At 34.8% G+C, this 11,154-nt stretch carries 10 protein-coding genes; 1 reads left to right on the forward strand and 9 read right to left on the reverse strand.

Going from position 1 to position 11,154, the window contains the following annotated elements; translation table 11 throughout:
• Window positions 1–75: 75 nt before the first annotated feature.
• The 9 genes from H6W53_RS16260 to H6W53_RS16300 form a co-directional block, all read right to left on the reverse strand.
• Window positions 76–2,892: an aminopeptidase gene (locus H6W53_RS16260; protein WP_228457817.1), complete on the reverse strand. Its 2,817-nt coding sequence runs from the start codon at window positions 2,890–2,892 to the stop codon at window positions 76–78.
• A gap of 54 nt (window positions 2,893–2,946) precedes the next feature.
• Window positions 2,947–4,326: an orotidine-5'-phosphate decarboxylase gene (pyrF, locus tag H6W53_RS16265; RefSeq protein WP_185208318.1), complete on the reverse strand. Its 1,380-nt coding sequence runs from the start codon at window positions 4,324–4,326 to the stop codon at window positions 2,947–2,949.
• Between the two features lie 227 nt (window positions 4,327–4,553).
• Window positions 4,554–4,901, reverse strand: coding sequence for a YkvA family protein (locus H6W53_RS16270; RefSeq protein ID WP_076390861.1), 348 nt, complete (start codon window positions 4,899–4,901; stop codon window positions 4,554–4,556).
• 85 nt (window positions 4,902–4,986) lie between these two features.
• The gene (locus tag H6W53_RS16275; RefSeq protein WP_185208321.1) at window positions 4,987–5,526 is read right to left on the reverse strand and encodes a TlpA family protein disulfide reductase; all 540 of its coding nucleotides are present in this window, start codon (window positions 5,524–5,526) and stop codon (window positions 4,987–4,989) included.
• A gap of 14 nt (window positions 5,527–5,540) precedes the next feature.
• Window positions 5,541–6,293: a hypothetical protein gene (locus tag H6W53_RS16280; RefSeq protein WP_185208323.1), complete on the reverse strand. Its 753-nt coding sequence runs from the start codon at window positions 6,291–6,293 to the stop codon at window positions 5,541–5,543.
• Window position 6,294: 1 nt separating this feature from the next.
• On the reverse strand, window positions 6,295–6,858 hold the full coding sequence (locus tag H6W53_RS16285; protein WP_185208325.1) for a thioredoxin family protein: 564 nt from the start codon (window positions 6,856–6,858) through the stop codon (window positions 6,295–6,297).
• 18 nt (window positions 6,859–6,876) lie between these two features.
• Window positions 6,877–7,947 (reverse strand): chorismate synthase, encoded by a 1,071-nt coding sequence (aroC, locus tag H6W53_RS16290; protein ID WP_076390865.1) that lies wholly within the window; start codon window positions 7,945–7,947, stop codon window positions 6,877–6,879.
• A gap of 51 nt (window positions 7,948–7,998) precedes the next feature.
• Entirely contained in the window at window positions 7,999–9,633 is a 1,635-nt protein-coding gene (locus H6W53_RS16295) for an LIC_10190 family membrane protein (RefSeq protein WP_185208327.1), read from the reverse strand.
• 56 nt (window positions 9,634–9,689) lie between these two features.
• Window positions 9,690–10,229: a YMGG-like glycine zipper-containing protein gene (locus H6W53_RS16300; protein WP_185208329.1), complete on the reverse strand. Its 540-nt coding sequence runs from the start codon at window positions 10,227–10,229 to the stop codon at window positions 9,690–9,692.
• A 229-nt stretch (window positions 10,230–10,458) separates the two neighbouring features.
• Between H6W53_RS16300 and H6W53_RS16305 the strand changes: the two genes are divergently transcribed.
• Window positions 10,459–10,893 carry a hypothetical protein gene (locus H6W53_RS16305; protein WP_185208331.1) on the forward strand — a complete coding sequence of 145 codons (435 nt, stop codon included), beginning with the start codon at window positions 10,459–10,461 and terminating at the stop codon, window positions 10,891–10,893.
• The last annotated feature ends 261 nt before the right edge of the window (window positions 10,894–11,154 follow it).

Genomic DNA, 11,154 nt, shown 5'->3' on the forward strand with positions numbered 1-11,154 from the left:
AGAATTAATACAAAATATCAAAGCCTCAGATGTGAAATCTGAGGCTTTTTTTTATAGTCATTTTTTTTGTCAGTTTTAATACCAACCTCTCCTTGCCGCATTAATAATAGAACTCAGATTAAGAATTAAAGTATATCGTATTCTTTTTCCGTAATCTTTAAAGCCTGGTTCAAAACCTAAAGAAGACTGCACCGGAAGATAGATTTCAAGAAAATCGGGGATGATTCTCACTTTTACGCCACTGTCCCAGATAAATTTCGTCGATTGGTTTTTGTTGTCATAAACTCCTGCATCTGCATAGACGTGGAAAATTTTCCATACACTTGTATCTACGTTTACTGAAGTAATCCATTTATTTACACTTCCCGGAATGAAGGATTTAAATCCGCCGTCTGCCAAAACATACTGCTGGGAAAGAATTCCGCCTGTTGCACTCTGTCCCAATAAATTATAGGAAAAGGAGTAGTCTGAAACTCTGGAAATTCCGTAATTGAAGGTATTGTTTCTTGTATTGTTTTTAATAAAATATCCTGCAAATAAACGTATACTCAATTTTTGTCTTGGCGCAAATTCCCATCGGTAAAAGCCTTCTGCGGTTACTTTATGAAAATCTTCCATCCACTGTGTGCTTACACCCAGGCTTTTTTCATGAATACTCTGGCTGTCGTTGTAGCCATATCCAACGCTCCAGAGATTATACCGGTCATAGTCGTTATTGGCAATCATTAACGCATTAAGGTCTCTTTCAAAATAGTTATAAGAAACACCTAAGCTTCTGCTTACCGTACTTCTCGGGTTTTTTCGGAAATTTAAATTCGAATAAATGGAAGCTTTACGGTAGGCGAGATCATAATCATAGTGAAAATAAGAGCCTGAAACTCCGAAAGTAAGACTTCGGATGATGCTTTCAGCCGGAAGAAAAGAATAGGCAATGGCTCCCGAACCTGTCAGTTTTCCTGTTCCGGTACTGTAAGTTGGAGTAATGGAATACAGAAACTTCTGATCGAAAAACGACTGATTTTTAAAGTTAAATCCGATCAGAAATTTATCGTAAGTATTGCTGAAACGTACCCTCGGATTGATGTATATTTCATTGAACTCAGGATTCGGAATATCTTTAATCAGTTTAAGCTTTATTTTCCGCATATTGGAAAAGAAACCTTTTGCATACAAAAAGTTATCTCTGTAATTGTCTTCCGGGAAAATGTAATCGTCATTCAGCGTTATTTTATAGGTATCTAAAGCCGGAATTGAGAATTTTTTTTCCTTTTGGTTTTCATCCGTTTCAACCCAATACTCCGTGGTTTCACCGTTTTTTGACGTTGTCTGCAATTTCACCGGAATGTTTGCAGCAGTATTTTTCTGGATGGTTACATTCAGAGAATCGCCTTCTCTTTTAAATTTTCTCAGTCTGAAATTTACCCTGTTTTTATGTTCAAGAAATTCAGGAAGGTAAGATGTTCTTTTATCTTTTTCTGCTAATTCTTTTAAAAAATCAGCAGGATCAATCTCTTTGTCGGTATTTTTAGTAATAAAATCTTTTACAAGAGCTTCAAAATTTTCGTAGCCCATTTTGTCGGCAGAATAATTGAAAAGCGTTCCGGTTTCAAAATTACTGATCGCCATGTCATTAAAATTACTCAGGTCAGAATAATTTTCATCAATTTTCTGATCCAGATTCTGAGACATGATGTATTGATACGCCAAACCGTATCTTTCAGTCAGTTTTACATCCGAAGCATGAAATAATTTTAAAGGTTTTACCCCGAAAATTTTCGTTTCAGGTAAATTTCCCAGCAATTTAGTATCTGCGTAGAATTTTTTGAGGTACTGAATTTCCAGATAAGATTTCAGCCCGTTTCGGAACCAGTGATGATCCTGATTATCGGTAATGGTTATTTCATCTAAAACTTTTTTGGCAACAATTCCGAAATAGTCAAGATCTGTTTTTTCGGCATCGGTAAAAAGCTGGAATCTGAATTTCCAGAAAGCAATATCATTATTTCCGAAAAAATCTTCTTTATTTCTGAATTTATCTGAAATAAAAATTCTTTCAGGAACAGAACCGATTCTTTCTTTGATGAATTTTAAATGTAAAGGAAGATAAAATTCCAGACTTTCTTTTTCTTCAGGCTTTAAATTGTAACCGAACTTAATTTCCGTATGAATATCGTTGGTATTGATATTAATGGAAGGATATTCATTTTGTGAAATCAGGAACTCAGGATCAGAATCCAAATAACCGTTGAAGGAATTGATCTGGGTCTGTAAAAGATTACTTTCTGCAAAATAATTAACCGGAAGATCTAAGTTTACCGTCCAGAATGTATTATAACTCACGGTTTCTTCAATGTCGGCATACTTTCTTTTGAAAATATTGTCCGGATCAAAGCGATCCGGAACAATAAAGAAATATTTTAATGCTACACCGGTATCAGAAGTTCCGTATCCTGTAAATTTCTTATCAGGAAGCTGAATCTGATATTGCAGCTGCAGTTTTACTTTTTCTCCGGGTTTCAGGGTTTCTTTCAAAGGAAGAAAAATATTTTCCTCAGAAGTTTCTGCTACAGGAATTTCTTCGCCAGAATTTTTAACCTGTAAATTAAGCAGTTTACCCAGTTCATTTTTTTTGGCAAAATGAAGATCGGTATTTCTGTCTTCCAGCTTTCGGTAGACCAGAGAAGTTCCGCGCCTGTTGTAAGCGGCGACCCAATTCAAAAGCTTAATGGTGTTGAGATCTTTGTCCGAATTATTGAAATACACAATTTCTTCGGTTACATCGAGCATCTTTTTATCCTGAGATAATTTAGCCCCGATGTAAATACTATCTTTCTGTGCAGAAACTTCTGCAACACCCAAAAACAAAATAAGACAAATACTGATTCTTTTCAAAATTCCTGATAAAGTATCAAATATAACTTATTTTGCAGAGATTCCGCAAAGATTTTACGGCTGAACTGCTTTTTTTTCTAAAGAATTTAAATATGCTTTCCAGCCTTCGTTTTTATAAGTCTGGGCTGCCTGTTCTGCATTTTCAGCTTTGTAAATTCCTCTTCCTACAATAATGAAATCTGTATGAAGTGTTTTGAAAACGTGTTCCGGAGTATTGTACTGCTGGCCTTTTCCGTCTCCCGAATCGGCTAAATTGACTCCCGGCGTGAATAATAACATTTCTTCAGGAAGCGCATTTTGAGAAACTCCTCCGATAACATTCGGGTGAGATGAAGCTATTTTCAACGCTTCTTCACGATACGCACTTGTTGTTAATGCACCTTTCGAAGACATTCCGATGATGGCTACAACGCCTACATTTTTGAAGCAGTCTAAAGATTCAAAACCTCCGATCACCTGTGACGTTACAAAATCTGCCCAGTCTGTAATTTTAAAAACACCGCTTGTAAACTGAAGTTCCTGCGTGTTTCCGATGTCTGCAAATTTTCTGTCTTCCATTAACAGGAAATTGTGTTTTGCAGCAAGAGCTTTCAGCGGAGTAATGGTTTTTTCGTATTCGAAATCCGAAATAATATCGATGTGAGTTTTTAAAGCAATAACGTGTGGTCCTACTTTTTCAGCTAAATCTAATAATTCCTGAGTTGTAGTAACATCTGCTGAAGCGATTAAATTAGATTGTTTTGCTAAAGCGGTTTCCAGTAATTTTTTGGAAACGGAATGTTGTGCGGCTTCTAATTTCTGTTCGTAAGAAGGTCTTATTTTTTCTTCAAACTGAATATGGTTTCCCTGTAAAAAATCCTGAATTCTTTTTACTTCATCATCCGTAAGTTCGCCGTTTTCACGAAGAATGGTGCAGACTTCAGAAATATTGAACAGTGTATGAACTCTGTAACCACGGCTTTCCAGAAGCTCTTTTCCGCCCTGTTCTCTGTCTAAAACCACCACGATGTCTGCAACTTTGATGTCTTCCTGCTCAACTTCTGCAATGGTTTCAATTAAAGATTTTCCAGAGGTAATCACGTCTTCCACCAAAAGACAGTTTTGTCCTTTCTGGTAAATTCCTTCGATCAGTTTTTTAGTCCCGTAGTTTTTAGCTTCCTTTCTTTTAATAATTAACGGAATGTAGCTTTCCAGAGACATCGCTGTAGCCATCGGAAGTGCTGCATAAGGAACTCCGCAGATCAGATCAAAATTATCCAGAGGAAGCATATCCAGTAAATAATTGGCTAAATTTTTTAAAATTTTCGGATCTGAAGCCAAAGGTCTTAAATCTACATAAAAAGGGCTTTCGATTCCGCTTTTCAGGGTAAATCTTCCGAATTTAATGATGCCCAGTTTGTAGCACTCCAAAAAGAATTCTTTTTTACTTTCCATTATTTTTTATTAGATGTTGCAAATTTAAGGAAATGATGTTAAATGTCAATTGTGAATTTTGCTCCGTTTTTTTTTAACACGAATGACACGAATGTTTTCACGTATGACACAAAATTAATCTGCGAAATCAACAAAATCTGCGAGATTAAAAATTAGGATTCGCCTTTAGCATTTCTCCATAAAAAAACCACTCGTACAACGAATGGTCTTTAATTATTATCTTCAAATTATTTTACAATTTCGGCATCAATTACTTTCGTGGTGCCTGAATTATATTTTTGCTCGGTTTCCCAGAGAAGAAATTTATCTACCTCTTTAATCAGCTTTGGAATTGCAAGTGATAAAACAGCAAGATCATCCAAAACGCCGATCACAGGGACGGCAACTTCCGGCAGAAGATCTATTGGTGAGATCACGTATAACAATCCTAACAACGGCAGAATAATATCGATGGATCTCATAGGATATTCTCCTTTTCTCCACATTTTTATCATTCTGAAAATATCAGGGATTTTTTTTACGAAACCTTTGTGGTTAATCGCTTCTTTTGCCAGATTCAGTTTAGAATACTTCATTTTGTGTTTAGGTTTAAATAATTTTTTTTTTAACTCTGTAAATTTCGCAAATTCTGTACCAATAATTTACAAAATTTAGTTAAAATTATTTAATAATATTATCTATAAACTGATGGGTAGATTCTGTGTTCCAGTCTCTTGAGGCATCTTCCTTGATTAAAATTCGTCCGTCTTTATCCAGCAAATAGGTTGTAGGAAACACTTTCGGGAGGATTTTCTCCGAGATCGGACTTTGCGCAATGTATACAGGAACGTTGTAATTATTTTCTTTCAGAAATTTTCTTACCGCATCCTCTTTGTCTTCCATGGCGATTAAAACAAAATTTACATGATCTTTTCTGGTTTCATACAGTTTCTGGATCGAAGGCCATTCTTTTCGGCACGGAGGACACCATGTTCCCCAGAAATTAAGGAAAACCGCTTTTCCTTTAAAGGCTTTAAGATTGGTACTCGGAACATTAATTCCCTTCAGATCGATATCATAATCTTCTTCGCTGATGTGTACCGCGTTTTCAATCGTTGCTACCGGAAAAAATGCTTCCTGCAGTTTGTCTTTCACTCCCGGAATAAATGCGATAACGGCAATAACTGCGATCAGTACAATGTAAATTATATTTTTTTTCATTAAATCTCTATTATTTATTTTGTCCCAATATATTGAAAGTAATTATTATTAAGCTGGTAAACCAGAAATTTTTTTGAAACAACACCCTCTTTATCAACAATCGGAATATACAATTTGTCTTTATCAAATGTAATCAGTTTCAGCGGACGTTCCTGTCTGTCAACAACGCTGAAAAAGTCAAAATCAACCTGAATTTTATTGAGAGTTGTTGTTTTTGTTTTAAAAATCTTATCAGAATCAATTAACTGATCCTTTCGGATCGTAAATGCCTGAATTGCCTGAGCCATATCTTTCGTAGAGAAAATTCCGTTAGAAATAACAAGATAATACATCTGATTATTAAGAGGAACTTTTATAATTTCCGAAATAAAATAAGGAGTATCAGACTGTTCTTTATTATAAATGGTTTTTACTTTTCCATTTGAGGAATATTGAATGATCTGATCAAAACTTTTCATTGTTCCTCCCAGTTCTGTATCCCAAACATAAAATCTGAGTTTTTTATCTTCGGAGGTAATAATGCTTACTTTATTATTTAATTTTTTAAAGTTATACAACAGTGTTTCAGGATTTTCGGAAATGAATTTCTTGAATTCTGCAGAAAAATGTAAAGACTGAGATTCTTTACCCTCATAGTCGTCATTCTGAGAAAATTTTTCATATTCTTTTGAGAAAAATAATTCTTTATTTTCAAGCTTTGAATTTTGAGCATTCAGAAAATTCGAAATGCATAGAATTACAACAAAAAATCTGAAAAATTTCGACATATTACAACAATTCTAAGATTTCCTGAACAGTATCTTTTCCTCTGTTCTTAGCATAATATACCTGAAGATCGTTATAGAAATGATCTTTTGTATATACTTCAGGATCAGCTTTGTATTTCATCAGAAGTTCTGTTCCGAATTTGGGACGCGGTCCCCATGAATTTTTAACGTTAAAATCTTTATCCAGAATAATCACTTTCGGAATCGATTCGGTTCCGTTTGTTAAAAACTGACTGATTAAACTTTTGTCGCTGTCTCTCAGGAAAATACGAACCTCATTTTTACCTTCGAAAAATTTAACCAAAGCAGGAACGGTTGCACTTGCATCACCACACCAAACCTCAGAAATAATTAAAATTTTACCGTCGAAATTTTTAGATTCTAACTGTTTTAGCTGTTCTTCATCTGCCACATATTTCTTTAACGTTCTGTCGATTCTCTGAAGTCCAAGTTCGTAATAAGGTTTATAATCTGCTTCCTGCTGATTGGAAGGGTTTTCTAATCTCTGTTTTCCGATTTCCACATACTCTTCGAAAGAGATGCCTTTTTCCCAGTAATTTTTCACTATTAAAAGTTATTATTTTTAAAAATTATTGATGTTTCTTGTTTTGTTGATAAGGAATAAATCTGCCAGAACAAACGCCGCCAGACTTTCCACCACAGGAACTGCTCTTGGAAGAACGCAAGGATCGTGACGTCCTTTTCCTTCTACAATTGCCGGGTTTCCGTATTTATCCACACTTTCCTGAGGTCTTAAAATCGTTGCCACAGGTTTGAAAGCCACACGGAAATAAATATCCATTCCGTTGGAAATTCCACCCTGAATTCCTCCTGAAAGATTAGATTTTGTGGTAAAATCCTCATTGAAAAGATCGTTGTGTTCTTTCCCCGTCATTTTGGCACCGCAGAAACCGCTTCCGTATTCAAAACCTTTTGCTGCATTAATGTTGAGCATGGCTTTTCCTAATTCCGCCTGAAGTTTTGAGAAAACAGGTTCGCCGATTCCGACAGGAACATTTTTAATCACACAGGTAATTGTTCCGCCAATCGTGTTTCCTTCTTTTTTGATTTCTTTGATTCTTTCGATCATTTTTTCTGCCGTTTCCGCATCCGGACAACGCACTTCATTGCTTTCGGTTTTCGAAAAATCCAAAGCCTGATAAGGTTTTTCACAGAAAATTTCGCCTACGGAAGAAACGTATGCGTTGATCTCGATATCTGATAAAAACTGTTTTGCTAAAGCTCCGGCAACCACCCAGTTGATGGTTTCTCTTGCAGAAGATTTTCCGCCGCCGCGATAATCCCTCAATCCGTATTTCTGATCATAAGTAAAATCTGCGTGGCTCGGACGATAAGATTCTGCAATATGATCATAATCTTTTGATTTCTGATTTTCGTTTTCGATGATGAAGCCAATCGGAGTTCCGGTTGTTTTTCCTTCAAAAATTCCTGAAAGAAATTTCACTGTATCACTTTCTTTTCTTTGGGTTACGATGGCAGACTGTCCCGGTTTTCTGCGATCCAATTCGTACTGAATTTTATCGAAATCTACCGTTAAACCTGCCGGAAAATTATTAATGATTCCACCGTAAGCCAGACCGTGACTTTCTCCAAATGTTGTAAGACTGAGAAGATTACCTAAAGTATTTAACATACTACAAATTTAAGGCTTTTTCTTCAGATAAAAAGGCTCCCGAAATATGATCTATTTACCGAGAGGATTGATAGTATAAATAACAGATTTTGCCTGTTTTTTTTCTTTATCATTTAGCTTTTTCCAGATAAATCCTTTTTTCAGGTTTTTATCATCAATTAATTGAGGAAATATCCCGAGTTTTTCATCCTGTGAAACGTAGCCTGCGGAAATAGCGGGTAGTTTAGAATCGTAATTAAAAGGATAATTTTCCGAAACATTAAATTTTAAATTACCAACCCTGAAAGAATCAAACTTTGTGCTTTCATAGACCGAAGGTTTGTACAATTGTTCTTTTTCAAATTTTCCCATAAAGTTTCCGGGATTAAAACTTGGAAAATACGTCTGCAAAATATTCGGGAAAGTTAAAAAGCTAATAAAGAGGATACTTAAAACAGAAAATACCGCAACCGATTTCTTCTGGTTAAAATAATCTCTGAAAAGGATAAAGAAGATCACGAAAAAGACATCCATAAAAAATCTGTACTGCGCTGAAAAAAGAAGAACCAAAACACTTTTAACGATCAACGAGATACAGATGAAAGTAATAATTCTGTTTTTTTTGATGAAGGTAAAAACAACGAAAATGATCAGACTTACAATAAAAAGAAGATTTATTTTTGCTTTGATTCCATTAACAAAAAGCCAGTTTCTGATGTAATCAATGGCAGAAAATTTCTGAATTTCTTCATACGAATACTGCATATCGTATGTTTTCTGAATGGCAAACTGAGAAGATATTTTTAAAACTTCAGGATTGGGTTTCCAGCTTACTCCTAAATCTATTATTGAAACAGGGAAAATCGGATATCCGAATGTGTAAATATTTTTAATGAAAAACAGGAAACCGATTAAAATTCCGAAGATTAACTTTTTTAAGTCGGATTTCAAAATAAAAACATAGTAGAGAAAACTCAAAACCGGCAGCCAGATCGTAGTAGGTTTGATGATAAAAACAAAAACTGAAAAAGCGAACAGGAGAGAGGTTTGTTTATTTTGTTTTAAAATTTCATTTAAAATGATGAGTGAGAAAACAATAACAGGCAAATCCGGACTTGGTGACTGGCAGAACAATAGTAAAACCGGAATAAAACAAAGCTGAATCCAGCTTTTCTTTTCTATTATATATAAGGTATAAATAATCAGTACAACTGAATTAATTCTTAAAAACGGATCAGAAAAATTGGAAAATCCGGCCTGAAAAATATGCCAAACCGACATTTGTCCCAATGTGAGATCGAGGTTGGATATTCCTTTTACCAAACCCAATTCTGTCAGCCATTTTATAGTGGGAACATAATATCCGAAATGGTCTAAAATATAGGGATAAAAAGATCCACTGAATAAAATAATTAATGAAACTAAGCAGACCAGCGAAAAATCTTTTTTTGAAAAGGCTGTAAAATCTTTATAAAGTTTATCCTTAAAAAAATAAATTAGTCCTATGGCAATTGTAGAAAATTCTACATAGCTGTTTAAAGGAATAAAAAATGTAAGAATTGTCCACGATAAGCTTATTCCAAGAATTCCTAAAAGAATTTTTCCTGATATTCCTTCAATTAATTTTCCTGAAAAATTTTCTACAATTTTCCCTGTTCCCATTAAAACAGGAATGAGTAAAAGTGTGGAAAGCAAAAGTAGAATCATAAAAAAAGATTGCCTAAAAATAAGCAATCTTTCTCTTTTATGATGAAAATATAATTTTATCTTGGCTGTACTCTACCGCTTTTTCTATCCTGCGCTCTACCCAAAGTATATCCTGTAGCACCACCGATTACCCCACCAATGGCTGCACCGGCTCCCGGACTTTTCTTGTTAACAATTGCACCTAAAGCCGCTCCACCTACAGCACCGATGATGGTACCTTTAGCCGCTTCACTCATCCCTTTTTTCTTAGCAGTAGTCTGGGAACTTCCGTTATTGGCATAGCTTCCGTTACTCGAACCTGAACTCTGGCTAGGTCTGTCTCTGTAAACAGTACGGGTTTCTCTTATCACCTGTGGTTTTGCATTGGCAGCAGCAGTTCTTGCTTTTTGTACTTCTAAAACACTGTCTGCTTTTTTCTGTGCTTCATAAGCCATTTTTTCTTTCTCAATGGCTAATTTTTGTTTTTCAATTTCCAACTGTCTCATCTGGAACTCCATTTTCTGCTGTTCCAAAGATTGCTGGGCTATCTGGTCGTCTTTTTTACAGGCAGTCAGTAAAAATATCGACATCAATCCTGTTAATACTATACTTTTCATAACTCAAATTTTTATAAGGATTTTAAGTCAATCCAACTTCGATGTTATACTGTTTTCAATTTTGAAGCCAAAATTCAGTTAAGCAATGTTAAAGTTTTTTAACAAATCTTAAATTTTTAATGTAAATCCTTTATCCATAATGGATTTTATGCTGTTAAAAATTGTTGATTTTTGCTTAAAATTTAATTAATATGAATTCTTTATCTTTGAAATACCAAATTACAGTATTATGAAAAAATCAATTGTAAAAATTATGCTTTTTGCAGGCGTAATTGCTGTCGTAAGTTCTTTTTCGGCATCTAATGGTGGTTCTGAAAAAAAATATTCACCATCTAAAAACATTTCTCAGACAGAAACGTATCAAATCCGTTTTGGATTACAGGGTCAGAATGGTTCTAAAACACTTTCGGGAAGCTATGATCTTGGAAATTTTGTAGCAACCAATACGGTAACCGGAGAAACTTTTGAAACGTATGGCGGAAGCGGAATGCAGTCTTTGCCACAGTATTTTGATGGTCTTCCTGCGGGAACGTATACCTTCAGTGCGACACAAGGACAGGGAGGATGGGTAGGTTATGGTTCTGTAACAGCAGAGGTTTCTGAAGCGCAAGTGGATGCGGATGGTTATGTTACCATTTATGTTCCTATTGCCTGGGAAGAGTAGTGCAGACTTATTTACAAATTAGCAAGTATTTTAAGCCTCCTGAGTAAGGGGGCTTTTTTTATTTATGACAATAAAGCATTGTTTTATATGTATTGAGTTTATGGTATTCAATCTGAATTTACAAATTAATAAACCACTTATACTAAAACAGAAAAGATAACGTTATTAAAAAACAAATTTGACTGTGTGAATGATTTAGATAGTTAAATTTTGATGCGTTTTCTGCAAAAAAGATTGTAATTTATACTATATATTATTAAA

The organism is Chryseobacterium sp. C3 (assembly GCF_014218905.1).
Taxonomy (GTDB): Bacteria; Bacteroidota; Bacteroidia; order Flavobacteriales; family Weeksellaceae; genus Chryseobacterium; species Chryseobacterium mucoviscidosis.